This window comes from Streptomyces sp. NPDC005566 (genome assembly GCF_040605575.1).
In the GTDB taxonomy this organism is placed as follows: domain Bacteria; phylum Actinomycetota; class Actinomycetes; order Streptomycetales; family Streptomycetaceae; genus Streptomyces.
On the sequence record NZ_JBEXDB010000009.1, the window covers coordinates 18188 to 33919 of the forward strand.

The following is a 15732-nucleotide window of genomic DNA, read 5'->3' on the forward strand; positions in this document are numbered from 1 at the left end:
GAAGCAGCAGCCCGACCTCAACGTCGCCAACCCGGCGGTCCGTGACGAGATAGCGCGCATCATGGGCTTCTGGACGCAGCTCGGACTGTCGGGATTCCGGGTCGACGCGGTGCCGTTCCTGCTGGAGACCGACGGCCAGGAGGACGCGAACCTGCTGCCCGACCCGCACGAGTACCTCGCCGACCTGCGAGCCTTCCTCGGACGTCGCAGCGGTGACGCGGTGCTGCTGGGCGAGGTGAACCTGCCCTACCCGGACACCGCGAAGTTCTTCGGCGACTCGGAGTCCTCCCGCGGTGACGAGCTGACCATGTGCTTCGACTTCATCGGTATGCAGCAGATGTACCTGTCGATGGCGCGGGGCGAGGCGGCCCCTCTGGCGGCGGCTCTCCGGGAGCGCCCCGCGGCGCCCCGCGACGCGCACTGGGCGACGTTCGTCCGCAACCACGACGAGCTCACGCTCGACAAACTCGACGACGACGAACGCGCCGAGGTGTTCGCCGCCTTCGGCCCCGACAAGGACATGCAGCTCTACGACCGGGGCCTGCGCCGCCGCCTGCCGCCGATGGTCGACGGCGACCGGCGGCGCGTGGAACTGGCGTACAGCCTGCTCTTCTCCCTGCCCGGCACACCGGTGCTGTTCTACGGCGAGGAGATAGGCATGGGCGAGAACCTCGCGGCCGAGGGCCGGCAGGCCGTCCGCACCCCGATGCAGTGGACACCCGCCAAGGGTGGCGGCTTCACCGCGGGGGAGGGAGTGGAGCTGCCCAATCCCGTCGTGACGGGTGCGTTCGGCCCGACGAAGGTCAACGCGCACGACCAAGCGCACGACCCGGCTTCGCCGCTGGGTCGGATGCGGACGCTGATCGAACGCTACCGGGAGACCCCCGAGTTGGCCTGGGGCGACTACCGGGTCATCGACGCGGACGATCCGGGCGTGCTGGTCCACCTCAGTTCGCTGGAGGGCGGCGCGGTGCTCGTGCTGCACAATTTCTCCGAGCGGTCCGTCACCGCTTCCGTCGAGGTCCCGGGACTGAGGGGCGGCCGGCTGCTCACCGATGTCTTCACCGGTGACACCCTCAAGTCGGCGGCCGCCGGCCTCGTCGATGTCGCGCTGGACCCGTACGGCTACCGGTGGCTGAGGGTCAACACCCCCCTTGACGACCCGGATCGGGCGACAGCGGTGTGATCCGACGCGCGCGAGGTGTCCGGCCGCACGGAGTGGGCCGGGCACCTCGCGCGATGGTCGTCCCGCCGGCTAAGGCGCGTCCACCAGGGTGCGGCCGTCGGCGGGAACGAGCGAGGCGAGGCCGCCGGCGTAGGCGGACTCGACGCGGGATCGTTCAGTCGCGTTCGGGACCGCGTTCGTGCAACCGGTGCCCGCGGCCGACCCCGACATCAGCTGGGAGCACGGGCCGGGCTTGGTGTCGGGCAGGCCCAGGCTGTGCCCCATCTCGTGGGTGGCGATGCGGGTCTTGTCATAGCCCTGGGACACGGCCTGGCTGCCGAGTTCGACACGCACCTGGCCACCCGGGCGCACCGGTCCGAGTGTCGCCTGCGGCCAGCCACTGGTGGCGACGATCTGGATCTCGGCCCGGGTGCCGGGTGCGGCTTCGACGAGCCTGACGTTGCTGACGTTCCGGTTCCACGAGGCGACTCCGGCGGCGATCGCCGCTTCCCAGCCGCCTGCGCGGCTGTCGTCGTAGCGGAGTGTCACTACGGCAGCCACGCTTGTTGCTGCGGTCAACTCCGGTGCGGGCGCGGGTGCGGCGTGGGCTGCTGGTGCTGTGGCCAGGGCGACCGCGAAGGCGGCGCCGACCGCCTTCAGCCATGAGGAGTGCGGCATGTCTGTCCCTTCACTCGTGGGGGCTCGGCTCGCTCGGAACCGAGAGCGGGGAGGGGGCGCGACCGGCGGAGTGGCCGGTCGCAGGTTCTCCGAGGGCCTCAGAACTATGCCCATCGCTCCGCGCTTATCATGCCCCTGTCATCAAGGGAGGCCGGAAAGGAGCGGTGCGGACCGCGTCCGAGGTCCGGAGCGGGCCGCCTGCGCCGTGTGAGACGGCGCTCCTGACGGTCTGGGTGATGCGGCGTTCCCCTGCGCGGAGGGTTCTTCAGTGGAGGTACGGATTGGTTGTTCCGTAGGCCGGAATGTGTCGTTCCTCAGTGCGTGATCGCCGTCATCGGCTCCCTCGGTGCCGCGGCCCCCGCGTCATCGCCACCCCTCGCCCCACCCCGCAATCGCCGGTGGCGGCGGGGTACGGGGGAGCCGTCTCGAGTGTCGACGCCGACGCGTCGGCGGCCGGCTTCGAGGTGCAACACGCGCCCTTCGACACCTGCCCGAATCTTCTCGGTATGCCACCCGGCTGGCGTACTCCCGGCCTGGACACCCTTGACCTCGGCGACCGCCGCTCGTCACGGCAGGCGGCCAGGAGCCGCTCGCGGGTGTCCCGTCCGGCGGCGAGGTCGGCGACGGCCTGGCACGGCGGGATTTTGGCGGCGATCACGCGGGGCTCGTGCTGGTTTCGCGGCGAGGCCAGCTGTGCCGACCGGCATCCAGCGTTCCGAGGCCACTTCGGCGGCCACCCTCCGTCAAGGCTGACGGCACTCAGGCGTGACTGACGCATCGTCAATCACGCAAGATCATAATGCACGCGCGTTGCACAAGGTGCTGAAGGGTTGCGGTGATCAGTGAAAGGTGGTGAGGGCGAATATTCCCTGGTCAGCTGGCATGGCGGGGTGTTGTGCCCCTTGCCGCGAAGGGGCACGGCACCCCACCCCTCAGATGTCCCGGAAGATCTCGATCTGCGCACCCACCGAGTTGAGCCGCTCCGCCAGTTCCTCGTACCCGCGGTTGATCACGTACACGTTGCGCAGGACGGACGTGCCCTCGGCCGCCATCATCGCCAGCAGCACCACCACCGCCGGCCGCAGCGCGGGCGGGCACATCATCTCCGCGGCGCGCCAGCGGGTCGGGCCCTCGACCAGGACCCGGTGCGGGTCCAGGAGCTGCAGTCGGCCGCCGAGCCGGTTGAGGTCCGTGAGGTAGATCGCGCGGTTGTCGTAGACCCAGTCGTGGATCAGGGTCTTGCCGTGCGCGGCGGCGGCGATGGCCGCGAAGAAGGGCACGTTGTCGATGTTGAGCCCGGGGAACGGCATCGGGTGGATCTTGTCGATGGGCGCCTCCAGCTTGGAGGGCCGGACCGTGAGGTCCACCAGCCTGGTGCGGCCGTTGTCGGCGGCGTACTCCGCCGTGCGGTCGCAGTCGACGCCCATCTCCTCCAGGACCGCGAGCTCGATCTCCAGGAACTCGATCGGGACCCGGCGGATCGTCAGCTCGGACTCCGTGACCACGGCGGCGGCCAGCAGGCTCATCGCCTCGACCGGGTCCTCGGAGGGGGAGTAGTCGACGTCCACGTCGATCTCCGGCACACCGTGCACGGTGAGGGTCGTCGTACCGACCCCGTCGACCTTCACGCCGAGCGCCTCCAGGAAGAAGCACAGGTCCTGGACCATGTAGTTGGAGGAGGCGTTGCGGATGACGGTCGTGCCGTCGTGCCGGGCGGCGGCCAGCAGCGCGTTCTCGGTCACGGTGTCGCCGCGCTCGGTCAGCACGATGGGTCGGTCGGGCCTGACCTCGTGGTCGACCTGCGCGTGGTAGAGGCCGTCGGTCGCCGCGATGTCCAGGCCGAAGCGGCGCAGCGCGATCATGTGCGGCTCGATCGTCCGCGTGCCGAGGTCGCAGCCGCCCGCGTAGGGCAGCGTGAACCGGTCCATGCGGTGCAGCAGCGGGCCGAGGAACATGATGATCGACCGGGTCCGGCGCGCGGCGTCCGCGTCGATGGCCTCCAGGTCGAGGCGTGCGGGCGGCTGGATCTCGAGGTCCACGCCGTCGTTGATCCAACGGGCGCGCACGCCGATGGAGTTGAGTACCTCCAGGAGCCGGAAGACCTCCTCGATGCGGGCCACCCGGCGCAGTACGGTGCGGCCCTTGTTGAGCAGCGAGGCGCAGAGCAGTGCGACGCAGGCGTTCTTGCTCGTCTTGACGTCGATGGAGCCGGAGAGCCGGCGTCCGCCGACGACCCGCAGGTGCATGGGACCGGCGTAGCCCAGCGACACGATCTCGCTGTCGAGGGCTTCGCCGATGCGGGCGATCATCTCAAGGCTGATGTTCTGGTTGCCGCGCTCGATGCGGTTGACGGCGCTCTGGCTGGTGGCCAGCGCCTCGGCAAGCTGAGTCTGTGTCCAGCCGCGGTGCTGGCGGGCGTCACGGATGAGCTTGCCGATACGTGCGAGGTAGTCGTCTTCCATGGCTGCACGCTATCTCACATATGAGATGAAGATCGTGCGGGGGTGTGAGGTTGGAGTGGACATCAGGTACCGGACGGCGTGCCGGACGGTGCTTCCGACCGCCGAGCGGCACGCCGTCCGGCACGCGGAGCGGCGCCGGACCGCCGGCGGACGCCCGTCTACACGGTCGTTCGCGCCATGCGGTCCGGCGCGCGGGGCTCCGCCGAACGGGTGAGAGGTCAGCTGCGGCGGCGCCGGGTCGTCTTCCGCCAGCCGAAGGGGCCCGGCAGGTCCATCGACGTGGTGCGTCGGCCGGTGCTGCTGGTGGTTCGCTTCGGGCCGTGCCGTCCGCCGGTCGTGACGGACCACGAACGACGGTTGATGTTCAGCCGGACGCCAGGAAGGATCCGGAAGCTCTTGCGGAATGTGAGCGGCATCTGCGCCTCCTTCGTCAGGAGTACGGGTATCCCGAAGTCGTCCGTCCATGCCTGGGGTTGAGGGGGCGCTCCCGTCGGGAGCGCCTCTGCCCTCCCGGGGCGGCGGGCCTCTTTACCGGGTCGGGCCCCCGCAACGCGCTGTTCGGCGAGCCCGGTGCCGTCCATCCGGAGGCCTCGTACAGGGCGCGGCCCTCCGATGTCGCGGCCGGTGTGTCCACCGCGGCGCCCTGTCCCGGCGGAGGCGGAGGCGCCGGCGAGAGTGCGCGTGGTCCGCCGCCCGGGCCGCGGCGCCGGTGGGCGGACAGGTCTCCACCCTGACGGCGACGGTGGTGGCAGCGCTGGTGACAGCGGTCCGGCCGCGCGTGGCGCTAAGGCGTCTGGGGCATCAGGTGCCAGGCCTGGGGTACCCGCACTCGTGCGCCGAGGGGTTGTTCGACCTGCACCGCGCTTCCGACGGAAACCGCTCGATCTTCGCCGGGGGACGCGCGGCGTCGCGGAGTGGCGCCGGACACGGGCGCCCGGGCATGACCGCGCGGCGGCGATGTACTAGAGTTATCTCGACATCGAGATATCTGCCGAGGCGCACCGCAGTCGCCGCCGGTAAGGGTTACCTAACTAATCCTTACCTTAGCGGATGGTGGGGGCCGTAGGCGGCGCCGGCCGCACATGAGGCGCGGCGCGGTTGAACGCGCACATTGAAGAAGGAGACTGTCGTGTCGGCGAACAGCTTCGACGCCCGCAGCACGCTGCGCGTGGGCGACGAGTCGTACGAGATCTTCAAGCTGGACAAGGTCGAGGGCTCCGCGCGCCTCCCTTACAGCCTGAAGGTGCTGCTGGAGAACCTGCTCCGCACGGAGGACGGCGCGAACATCACCGCCGACCACATCCGGGCGCTCGGCGGATGGGACTCGCAGGCCCAGCCCAGCCAGGAGATCCAGTTCACGCCGGCCCGCGTGATCATGCAGGACTTCACCGGCGTCCCCTGCGTCGTCGACCTCGCCACCATGCGTGAGGCCGTCAAGGAGCTCGGCGGCGACCCGGCGAAGATCAACCCGCTGGCCCCGGCCGAGCTGGTCATCGACCACTCCGTCATCGCCGACAAGTTCGGCACCAACGACGCGTTCGCGCAGAACGTCGAGCTGGAGTACGGCCGCAACAAGGAGCGCTACCAGTTCCTGCGCTGGGGCCAGACCGCCTTCGACGAGTTCAAGGTCGTCCCCCCGGGCACCGGCATCGTCCACCAGGTCAACATCGAGCACCTGGCGCGCACGGTCATGGTCCGCGGTGGCCAGGCCTACCCCGACACGCTCGTCGGCACCGACTCGCACACCACGATGGTCAACGGCCTCGGTGTGCTGGGCTGGGGCGTCGGCGGCATCGAGGCCGAGGCCGCGATGCTCGGCCAGCCGGTCTCCATGCTCATCCCGCGTGTCGTCGGCTTCAAGCTGACCGGCGAGCTTCCGGCCGGCACCACCGCCACCGACCTCGTGCTGACCATCACCGAGATGCTCCGCAAGCACGGCGTCGTCGGCAAGTTCGTCGAGTTCTACGGTGAGGGCGTCGCCGCCACCTCCCTCGCGAACCGCGCCACGATCGGCAACATGTCGCCGGAGTTCGGCTCCACCGCCGCGATCTTCCCGATCGACGACGAGACGCTGAAGTACCTGCGCCTGACCGGCCGCGACGCGCAGCAGGTCGCGCTCGTCGAGGCGTACGCCAAGGAGCAGGGCCTCTGGCTGGACCCGGCCGCCGAGCCGGACTTCTCCGAGAAGCTGGAGCTCGACCTCTCCACGGTCGTCCCCTCCATCGCCGGCCCGAAGCGCCCGCAGGACCGCATCGTCCTCGCGAACGCCAAGGCGCAGTTCGCCCAGGACGTACGCAACTACGTGTCGGACGACGAGGAGGCGGGCAAGGAGTCCTTCCCGGCTTCCGACTCCCCGGCCGCCACCAACGGCGTCCCGTCGAACCCGGTCACCGTCACCGCCCCCGACGGCACGACGTACGAGCTCGACCACGGCGCCGTCACCGTCGCCGCGATCACCTCCTGCACCAACACGTCGAACCCGTACGTCATGGTCGCCGCGGCGCTCGTGGCGAAGAAGGCGGTCGAGAAGGGCCTGACCCGCAAGCCGTGGGTCAAGACCACCCTCGCCCCGGGCTCCAAGGTCGTCACCGACTACTTCGACAAGGCGGGCCTGACCCCGTACCTCGACAAGGTCGGCTTCAACCTCGTCGGCTACGGCTGCACCACCTGCATCGGCAACTCCGGCCCGCTGCCGGAAGAGGTCTCCAAGGCGGTCAACGAGCACGACCTGGCCGTCACCTCGGTGCTCTCCGGCAACCGTAACTTCGAGGGCCGGATCAACCCCGACGTCAAGATGAACTACCTGGCGTCCCCGCCGCTGGTCGTCGCGTACGCCATCGCCGGTTCGATGAAGGTCGACATCACCAAGGACGCCCTCGGCGTCGACCAGGACGGCAAGCCCGTCTTCCTCCAGGACATCTGGCCCTCCGAGGCCGAGGTGAACGACGTCGTCGCCAACTCCATCGGCGAGGACATGTTCAACAAGTCCTACCAGGACGTCTTCGCGGGCGACGCCCAGTGGCAGGCGCTGCCGATCCCGACCGGCAACACCTTCGAGTGGGACGCCGAGTCCACCTACGTGCGCAAGCCCCCGTACTTCGAGGGCATGACGATGGAGACGACCCCGGTCGAGGACATCACCGGCGCCCGTGTCCTGGCGAAGCTCGGCGACTCGGTCACCACCGACCACATCTCCCCGGCCGGTGCGATCAAGGCCGACACCCCGGCCGGCAAGTACCTCACGGAGCACGGCATCGAGCGCCGTGACTTCAACTCCTACGGCTCGCGCCGCGGTAACCACGAGATCATGATCCGTGGCACCTTCGCCAACATCCGTCTGCGCAACCAGATCGCGCCGGGCACAGAGGGCGGCTTCACCCGCGACTTCACCCAGCCCGACGCGCCGGTGTCGTTCATCTACGACGCCTCGCAGAACTACCAGGCCGCGGGCACCCCGCTCGCGATCCTGGCGGGCAAGGAGTACGGCTCCGGCTCGTCCCGCGACTGGGCGGCCAAGGGCACCGCGCTCCTCGGCGTCAAGGCCGTCATCGCCGAGTCCTACGAGCGCATCCACCGCTCGAACCTCATCGGCATGGGCGTCCTGCCGCTCCAGTTCCCGGAAGGCCAGACCGCGGAGACCCTCGGCCTCACCGGCGAGGAGAGCTTCTCCTTCACCGGTGTGACCGAGCTGAACAACGGCACCACGCCGCGCACGGTCAAGGTCACCACCGACACCGGTGTGGAGTTCGACGGCGTCGTCCGCATCGACACCCCCGGCGAGGCGGACTACTACCGCAACGGCGGCATCCTGCAGTACGTGCTCCGCAGCCTGATCCGCAAGTAGACGCACCGAGAAGTGAGCGAGGGCCGCACCCCCCGGGGGGTGCGGCCCTTCGCCGCTGGCGCCTCTGATCCGGCCCGATGCCGACGAATGGCCCTAGGCTCGAAGGTCTGATGAAGAACACCCTCAGCTCGCCCGCGGCCAAGGCCGGACACGAATCCGTACGGCGGCACAACCTGAGCCTGGTCCTGCGGACCGTGCGCGACGAGGGCGAGGTCACCCGGGCCAGGGTCGCGAGCCTCGTCGGGCTCACCAGGGCCGCGGTCTCCTCGCTCGTCGAGGAACTGCTCGCCCTGGACTGCCTCAGTGAGTCGGGCAAGACCTCCAGCGGGTCGGCCGGGCGCCCCGGCACCGTACTGAAGCTGTCCCGTACCGGTCCCGCCGGGCTCGGCGTGGAGATCAACATCGACTACGTGTCGGTGTGCGCCGTCGATCTCACCGGAACCGACCGGGTCCGCGTCACCGAGCACACCGATCACCGGGGCGTCCCGGCAGCCGACGTGCTGGCGCACGCGGCCAGGCTCACCAACCGGGTCATCGGCTCCACCCGCGAGCAGGAACTGCGCGTCGTCGGCGTCGAACTGGCCCTGCCCGGCCTTGTCTCCGGCGGCGTGGTCCGCCAGGCACCCAACCTCGGCTGGAACAGGGTCGCGGCCGAGGGCATCTTCGGGCAGGCGCTCAGCACGCTGCGCCCCGCCGGGCGGGCCCTGGCCGTCGGTTCCGACAACGAGGCCAATCTCGCGGCACTGGCCGAACTCTGGTTCGGCGGGCTCGGCGGCGTACGCACCTTCCTCTATCTCACCGGTGAGATCGGCGTCGGCGGTGCCCTCGTGCTGAACGGCGAAATGCTGCGCGGCGCGCACGGATTCGCGGGCGAGATCGGGCACATGGTCGTCGACCCGCAGGGCCCGCTCTGCCGGTGCGGCGCGCGCGGCTGCCTGGAGCAGTACGCGGGCCGGGCGGCGCTGCTCGAGGCGGCCGGCATCGACCCGGACACGGGGGTCCGGGGGATCGGTGAGCTGGAGCAGCGGGCCGCAGCCGGGGAGACGCGGGCCGTTACGGCGCTGCGCACCGCGGGGGACCGGATGGGCGTGGTGCTGGCCGGCGCGGTGAACCTCTTCGACCCGGAGGCGGTCGTCCTGGGCGGCATCTACCGGAACCTGATGCCGTGGCTCGAGGAGTCGGCGGACGCCCAGCTCACCGCGCGGGTGGTATCGGGCCGTTGGCACGAGAACGGCAGCCGGCTGCGGGCCTCGTCCGTCTCCGGCGACGCTGCACGGGGCGCGGCGGCCCGGGTGGTGCACGACGTACTGGCGAACCCGGGGGCGTACGCGGCGCGTTGACGGGTGATCCCGCGACCGGTCTGTCCGCGTAGGTCATCCGCGCCGATTCACACGGCCGGTGGTTTCGCCGGTGCGCGCTCGCGGGTCCCCCGGCACCGTCATGGGTGAGGGCGGGCGGACGGCCCGCCGGCAGTAGAGAGGCGTGCTCTTGATCAAGTGGCGCACAACCTTACGGCTGGTGGTGGTCTCCCTGGCCGCTGTCGTTCTGGGCACGGGTGCGACGGCGACGGCCCTCCCCGCCGAGGCGGCGGACCCGGCGGCCCACCGCGCCGGAACGGCGGATCCGGCTGTGAGCGGCCCGGTCGCCGGCTCCGTGCCCGGGGATCCGAAGGCGGACGACGCGGCCGGCACCTACCCCTGGCTCTCCGCGCCCGGTCTCGCCGAAGCCGGATACGTCGAGGAGGAGTTCTACCTGTCAGGGCGGGCCGACGCCTATGGCCCCACCGGGGAACGGCTCGCGGACGACGTGCCGTACACGACCCGCATCATCGTGCGGCGGCCGAGCAACCCGGCGCGGTTCAACGGCACGGTGCTGACGGAGTGGCAGAACGTCAGCGGCGGCTACGACCTGGACGCCCTGTGGGCGCCCGACCAGATCACCCGCGCCGGCTACGCCTGGGTCGGCGTGTCGGCCCAGCGCGTCGGCGTCGACCAGCTGCGCGGGTGGAGCCCTGTCCGCTACGGGCACCTCGACGTGACGGGGCAGGGGCGGTTCACGGCCGACGAGATGTCGTACGACGTGTACGCGCAGGCAGCCGCGGCCCTGCGCGCGGGAACCGGCAAGGTACTCGGCCCGCTCCGGGCGCGAACGCTGCTGGGCATCGGGGCGTCGCAGTCGGCGGGCCGGATGACGGTCTACTACGACCGGGTGCTTCCGCAGACCGAGCCGGTGTTCGACGGCTACGGCTTCATCGTCGGCTCCGCGCCCACCCGCAAGGGCGGCGAGCCGGTGTTCCACGTGCTGTCGGAGACCGACGTACGCACCCCCGTCCGGCGGGCCGACGACAGCGGCTACCGGCGCTGGGAGGTGGCCGGGTCCGCACACTCCGGCCGGTACGGGCAGGCGTACCGCGAACCGCTGCTCACCCGTGACCTCGGTGCGGCCCCCACGTACTCCTGCACGCGGCCGCCGTACAGCGAGGTCCCGCTGCACCACGTGATCGCAGCCGCCTATGCGCACCTGGGGCGCTGGGTGGAACACGGCGTGCTCCCGCCGGCCGCGCCTCCCCTGGAGTTCGCCGCCGACGGCACCAAAACCCGGGACGCCCTCGGACTGGCCCGGGGCGGTATCAGGCTCTCGCAGGTCGGGGTCCCCACCGCGCTGAACACCGGGGACAACACGGGAGAGACGTTCTGCGTGCTGTTCGGGACCCATGTGCCGTTCACCGGCGAACAGTTGGACCAGCTGTATCCCACACACGCCGGCTACGCGGCCCGGGTCGCGGCGGCCGACGCCCGTGCGGTGCGGGAGGGCCACCTCCTGCCGGCCGACGCGCTCGCGAACCTGCGGGACGCGGTGTCCTCGGACGTGGGCCGGGACTGACACTGCGGGGGTGCGCCGGGGGTGCGCCGGGCGCATACGTACACGACCGGGGGCGTACGCGTGGTCCCGCACGCGTACGCCCCCGCCGCGAAGGTGATCAGGCCTTGTGCGCCGCGATCAGCTGCTGGTACCAGCGGTAGCTGTCCTTGGGTGTGCGCTCCAGGGTGTCGTAGTCGACGCGGATGATCCCGAACCGCTTCGCATAGCCCAGCGCCCACTCGAAGTTGTCCAGCAACGACCAGACGTAGTAGCCCTGTACGTCGACACCCGCGTCCATGGCCGCCCGCAGTGCCGTCAGGTGGTCGCGCAGGTACTCCACCCGGTCCGTGTCGTGGACGGAACCGTCCGCCTCGACGCTGTCGAACTCCGCCGAGCCGTTCTCCGTGATGTGCACCGGAGGCAGGGCGTCCCCGTACGTCTGCTTCAGGACGGTCAGCAGGTCGGTGAAGGACTCCGGGACGACCGGCCAGTTCATCGCCGTCCTGCGGACGTCCGGGTAGCTCCCCTCCGCGTACCGGTTGTCCGTGGCGACGCGCAGCGCCGGGTCCGGCTCGCGGTGCGGGGCGGCGGCGATCACGATCGGCCGGTAGTAGTTGATGCCCAGGAAGTCCATCGGCTGGGAGATCAGCTCCAGGTCGCCCTCGCGGCGGAAGTCCTGGCCGGTGATCAGCTCGCCCCAGGTCTCCTCCTCGGTGGCCGGGTAGCGGCCCGCGAGGAGCGGCTCGGTCCACACCAGGTTGTGCTGGGTGTCGGCCCTGACGACGGCGGCGAGGTCGGCGTCCGACTCGGTGGCCGGGACGTTGCGGTCCAGGTTGAGGGTGATGCCCGCCTCGCGGACACCCGCCGCACGCAGCGCGTTCATCGCGTGGCCGTGGCCGACCAGCAGGTGGTGCGCGGCGGCCAGTGCCCCGCGCCCTTCCTGCGCGCCCGGAGCGTGACGGCCCACGGAGTAGCCGAGGAACGCGCTGCACCACGGCTCGTTGAGGGTGATCCAGCGCGGTACCCGGTCGCCCAGGTGCTCGGCCATGATCGCGGTGTACTCGCCGAAGCGCTCCGCCGTCTCCCGTACCCGCCAGCCACCCCGGTCCTCCAGGGCCTGCGGCAGGTCCCAGTGGTACAGGGTGGCGGCCGGCTCGATGCCCGCCTCCAGGAGCGAGTCGACGAGCCGGGAGTAGAAGTCCAGCCCCTTGGGGTTGACCGCGCCGCTGCCCTCGGCCTGGATGCGTGACCAGGCGATCGAGAAGCGGTACGAGTCCACGCCCAGCTCGCGCAGCAGCGCCACGTCCTGCGGGTAGCGATGGTAGTGGTCGCAGGCGACGTCACCCGTGTCGCCGCCGTCGGTCCGGCCGGGCAAGTGGCTGTAGGTGTCCCAGATGGACGGGCCGCGGCCGTCTTCCTCCACGGCGCCCTCGATCTGGTACGAGGCCGTGGCCGCGCCGAAGACGAATCCGGGCGGGAAGACAGGGAAGTCACTCATGGGAAACCCTTACTTGACCGAGCCACCGGTGATGCCGGCGGCGATGTACTTCTGGGACAGGACGAGGAGGACCGCCGCGGGCACCGCGGAGAGCACGGACGCGGCCATGACCGAGCCCCAGTCGCCGACATGGGCCCCGATGTACTGGTAGATGCCGAGCGTGATCGGCTTGACGTCGTCCGTCGTGTTCAGCGTGAGCGCGAACATGAAGTCGCTCCACGCGTACAGGAACGAGAACAGACCCGCGGTGATCAGGGAGTTGCGGCTCATCGGCAGGACGACCTGGATGAACGTGCGGATGCGGCCCGCACCGTCGACCTCGGCCGCCTCGACGACCTCGCGCGGGATGGACACCATGAACGAGCGCATCAGCACGATCGCGAACGGGATGCCCAGCGAGGCGTCCGCCAGCATCAGGCCGAAGTAGGAGTTGACCAGGCCGAGGTCCACGTACGCGCTGTACAGGGCGTTGGCGATGACGATGCCCGGCACCATCTGGGTGATGAGCGTGCCGAAGACGATCGTCCTGCTGCCGCGCAGCTTGAACTGCGCCAGCCCGTACGCCGCCGGCGCGGAGATCGCCAGGCAGATGGCCACGGCGCCGAGTGCCACGGCCAGCGAGGTCAGCAGGTTCGTGCCCTGGTCGGTGATGGCCGAGGTGAAACCGGAGAAGTCGATGCCCGTCGGCACCGGGGCGACCTCGACGAGGCTCGCGTCCGGCTGGAGGGCGGTGTTGACCATCCAGTACAGCGGGAACAGCATGACGGCGAGGATGACGACGCCGAACACGGTCGCACCCCAGCGGCGCTTGGGCCGGTGGAGGGCGGGAGCCGGGGCGGCGGGGATCTGGGTGGTGGTCGCCATGCCGGTCACTTCCCCTCGTTGCGGTTGACCCGCAGGTAGAACACCGCGAAGACGGCGGAGATCAGGATCAGGATGTTGCCGACCACGGCACCGGCCCCGAAGTCCATCTGGACGAAGGAGTTCTGGTACGTGAGCGTGCCGAGGGTCTGCGTGGAGTCGGCGGGGCCGCCGTCGGTGAGGGCGAGGACCAGGTCGAGGATCTTGACCGTCGACATGAAGCCGAGCACCAGCACCACCGTGATGACGGGCTTGAGCATCGGCAGCGTCACCGAGCGGAACGTGCGCCAGGCGGAGGCGCCGTCGAGCGAGGCCGCCTCGTGCAGTTCCTTGGGGACTTCCTGGAGGCCGCCGTAGAGGATCACCATGTTGAACGGGATGCCGATCCAGATGTTCACCAGGATCACCGACACGAGCGCCATGCTCGTGCTGGTCAGCCAGGGCGTGTCGCCGCTGAGGCCGATGGTGCCCAGGAAGGAGTTGAGGACGCCGGTGTCCTGGTCGAAGATGCGCCGCCAGACGATGCCGGAGACGACCATCGGGACCAGCCACGGCAGCAGGATCAGCGAGCGCAGGACCCCGTTCAGCGGGAAGCGGCGGCTGAAGAAGACGGCGAGGGCGAGGCCGATGCAGAACTGGCCGACGAGCGATCCGACGGTGAAGAGGATCGTCTGCCACAGGGCCTTGCCGAACAGCCCGTCGTCGAAGACGTTGCTCCAGTTGTCCGTTCCGTTGAACGGCGCCTCGCCGGTGAAGAAGGTGGACGGCGAGTAGTCCTGGAAGCTCATCACGATGTTGCGGACGAGCGGGTAGCCGAAGAACAGCGCCATGAAGATCACGGCGGGGGCGATGAAGCCCCACTGGGCGAGCTGCCTGCGGTGCTTGGCGCGCCGCGGGCTCACGGGCTTCTCGGCCGCACCGGCCGCAGGGGTCTTCGGCTCGGCGTGCGGCGCGGCGGCGGAGGCTGTGGTGGATGACATGGTTCGGTACCTCAGTTCCCGCTCGTGACCTGCTGCTGGGCACGCTTCAGAGCGGCCTCGCTGGACTCGCCGGTGAGGGCGGACTGGAAGGCGCTCTGCAGGGCGAGCGACACGGACGACCACTGCGCGCCGACCTTGGCGGTACGGGAACGGGCCGTCGAGACCTGGCCGGCCAGGGCCGCCAGCTCCGGGGCCTTCGTGCGCCAGACCGCGGCGGCCTCGGTGTTCGCCGGGACCATCCAGCTGTTCAGGGCGTACGTGATCTGCTCCTGCTCGCCCGCCATGCAGCCGATGATCTCGGCGGCCGTCTTCTCGCGTTGGCTGTCACCGGTGTTCGGCACGGTCAGCACACCGCCGCCCAGCGGGCCGACCGAGTCGTCGCCCGCCTCGGGGACGGGGATCTCGGCGATGCCCCAGTCGAGGCCCTTCTTCGCGTTCAGGGTCTCGACCTGCCACGGGCCGTTGATCATCATGGCGGCGTTGCCTGCCATGAACTGGTCGTTGACGTCGGCCTGGGTCCAGTTGACCGTGGACTTGGAGAGCGAGCCGTCCTTCAGCAGGCTCTTCCAGTAGTCCAGGGCACCTGCGACCTCGGGGCTGTCGAGCTTCGTCTCGTCGCCGCCGTTGGACCACATGAACGGGGTGAACTGGAAGACACCGTCCTCCGCGCCGCCCGCGCTGAGCGCCAGCCCGTAACGCTTGCCCTGGGTCAGCTTCTTGGCCGTCGACCGCATCTCGGCCCAGGTGGTGGGCACCTTCAGTCCGGCCTCGTCGAGGATGTCCTTGTTGTAGAACAGCGCCAGGGTGTTCACGGTGCGCGCGGCCCCGTAGTACGTCCCGTCGAACGAGCCGAAGTCGACGATCCCCTCGGGGATGTCCGTCGTGGTCAGTCCGAGATCCTTCAGCGGGATCAGCCCGCCGGCTTCGGCGAACGTCGGCATCTCGGAGGCGTCGAGCTGGAGGACGTCCGGCAGCGACTTCGAGGAGGCCATGCGCAGCGCCTTCGTCATCAGCTGGGAGGCCGGCACGCTCTGCTGCTCGATGGTGATCCCGAGTTCCTTGCCGCAGCGCGCGAGGGTGTCGCCGTCCCAGCGGTGGTACGACTCGTCGGTCGAGGAGTTCATGACGGTGTAGACGTCGTCGTCCCGCTGCTGACCGCACCCCGACAGCACGGCGCCGGTGAGGATCGCGGAGACGACGGTGAGGGGGACGACGATCCGCCTGGTGCGGCGGCTGGGGCGTCGGTCCGTTCCGTCCGGGGATATTTCTGTCACGGTGGTGCCCTTGCGTGAGGGGGTGGCCGAACCATGGGAACGCTCCCACGGGCTGATCGTCAAGACCGTGCGCGGATTCGGCGAGGCCGCACGCGGAAGCGCGGGTGC

General features: G+C 70.2%; 11 protein-coding genes. 4 read left to right on the forward strand and 7 right to left on the reverse strand.

Annotated elements, in window-relative coordinates; translation table 11 throughout:
• A partial coding sequence (locus tag ABZS61_RS15990) for an alpha-amylase family glycosyl hydrolase (RefSeq protein ID WP_356420352.1) occupies positions 1 to 1186 on the forward strand: 1186 nt, incomplete at its 5' end.
• Positions 1187 to 1255: 69 nt separating this feature from the next.
• Here the strand turns inward: ABZS61_RS15990 and ABZS61_RS15995 are convergent.
• The 3 genes from ABZS61_RS15995 to ABZS61_RS16005 all read right to left on the reverse strand — a co-directional run bounded on the left by ABZS61_RS15995 (position 1256) and on the right by ABZS61_RS16005 (position 4721).
• Positions 1256 to 1843, reverse strand: coding sequence for a snapalysin family zinc-dependent metalloprotease (locus tag ABZS61_RS15995; RefSeq protein WP_356420354.1), 588 nt, complete (start codon positions 1841 to 1843; stop codon positions 1256 to 1258).
• A 932-nt stretch (positions 1844 to 2775) separates the two neighbouring features.
• Positions 2776 to 4305 (reverse strand): UDP-N-acetylglucosamine 1-carboxyvinyltransferase, encoded by a 1530-nt coding sequence (locus ABZS61_RS16000; protein WP_356420356.1) that lies wholly within the window; start codon positions 4303 to 4305, stop codon positions 2776 to 2778.
• A 218-nt stretch (positions 4306 to 4523) separates the two neighbouring features.
• The gene (locus ABZS61_RS16005) at positions 4524 to 4721 is read right to left on the reverse strand and encodes a DUF4236 domain-containing protein (protein ID WP_356420359.1); all 198 of its coding nucleotides are present in this window, start codon (positions 4719 to 4721) and stop codon (positions 4524 to 4526) included.
• Positions 4722 to 5434: 713 nt separating this feature from the next.
• Between ABZS61_RS16005 and acnA the strand changes: the two genes are divergently transcribed.
• From acnA to ABZS61_RS16020, 3 genes are all read left to right on the forward strand, one after another.
• A complete protein-coding gene (acnA, locus tag ABZS61_RS16010) occupies positions 5435 to 8149 on the forward strand; it encodes an aconitate hydratase AcnA (protein ID WP_356420362.1) in 2715 nt (904 codons plus the stop codon).
• A 110-nt stretch (positions 8150 to 8259) separates the two neighbouring features.
• On the forward strand, positions 8260 to 9489 hold the full coding sequence (locus ABZS61_RS16015) for an ROK family protein (protein WP_356420365.1): 1230 nt from the start codon (positions 8260 to 8262) through the stop codon (positions 9487 to 9489).
• Positions 9490 to 9631: 142 nt separating this feature from the next.
• Complete coding sequence (locus tag ABZS61_RS16020; RefSeq protein WP_356420367.1) at positions 9632 to 11032, forward strand: alpha/beta hydrolase domain-containing protein; 1401 nt, start codon at positions 9632 to 9634, stop codon at positions 11030 to 11032.
• Between the two features lie 97 nt (positions 11033 to 11129).
• Here ABZS61_RS16020 and ABZS61_RS16025 read toward each other — a convergent pair whose 3' ends face one another.
• Genes ABZS61_RS16025 through ABZS61_RS16040 form a run of 4 tightly spaced genes read right to left on the reverse strand, consistent with a single transcriptional unit; the run spans position 11130 to position 15624 of the window.
• Positions 11130 to 12509 (reverse strand): GH1 family beta-glucosidase, encoded by a 1380-nt coding sequence (locus ABZS61_RS16025; protein WP_356420370.1) that lies wholly within the window; start codon positions 12507 to 12509, stop codon positions 11130 to 11132.
• Between the two features lie 9 nt (positions 12510 to 12518).
• Positions 12519 to 13373 (reverse strand): carbohydrate ABC transporter permease, encoded by an 855-nt coding sequence (locus ABZS61_RS16030; RefSeq protein WP_356420373.1) that lies wholly within the window; start codon positions 13371 to 13373, stop codon positions 12519 to 12521.
• Positions 13374 to 13378: 5 nt separating this feature from the next.
• On the reverse strand, positions 13379 to 14350 hold the full coding sequence (locus ABZS61_RS16035) for a sugar ABC transporter permease (protein ID WP_356420376.1): 972 nt from the start codon (positions 14348 to 14350) through the stop codon (positions 13379 to 13381).
• An 11-nt stretch (positions 14351 to 14361) separates the two neighbouring features.
• Positions 14362 to 15624, reverse strand: coding sequence for a sugar ABC transporter substrate-binding protein (locus ABZS61_RS16040; RefSeq protein ID WP_356420379.1), 1263 nt, complete (start codon positions 15622 to 15624; stop codon positions 14362 to 14364).
• Positions 15625 to 15732: the final 108 nt, after the last annotated feature.

Excerpts from the sequence above, each read along its gene's own strand:
- ABZS61_RS16035 (WP_356420376.1), bottom strand. The coding sequence starts at position 14,350 with ATGTCATCCACCACAGCCTCCGCCGCCGCGCCGCACGCCGAGCCGAAG.
- ABZS61_RS16030 (WP_356420373.1), bottom strand. The coding sequence starts at position 13,373 with ATGGCGACCACCACCCAGATCCCCGCCGCCCCGGCTCCCGCCCTCCAC.
- ABZS61_RS16015 (WP_356420365.1), top strand. The coding sequence starts at position 8,260 with ATGAAGAACACCCTCAGCTCGCCCGCGGCCAAGGCCGGACACGAATCC.
- ABZS61_RS16005 (WP_356420359.1), bottom strand. The coding sequence starts at position 4,721 with ATGCCGCTCACATTCCGCAAGAGCTTCCGGATCCTTCCTGGCGTCCGG.
- ABZS61_RS16025 (WP_356420370.1), bottom strand. The coding sequence starts at position 12,509 with ATGAGTGACTTCCCTGTCTTCCCGCCCGGATTCGTCTTCGGCGCGGCC.
- ABZS61_RS16000 (WP_356420356.1), bottom strand. The coding sequence starts at position 4,305 with ATGGAAGACGACTACCTCGCACGTATCGGCAAGCTCATCCGTGACGCC.
- ABZS61_RS15995 (WP_356420354.1), bottom strand. The coding sequence starts at position 1,843 with ATGCCGCACTCCTCATGGCTGAAGGCGGTCGGCGCCGCCTTCGCGGTC.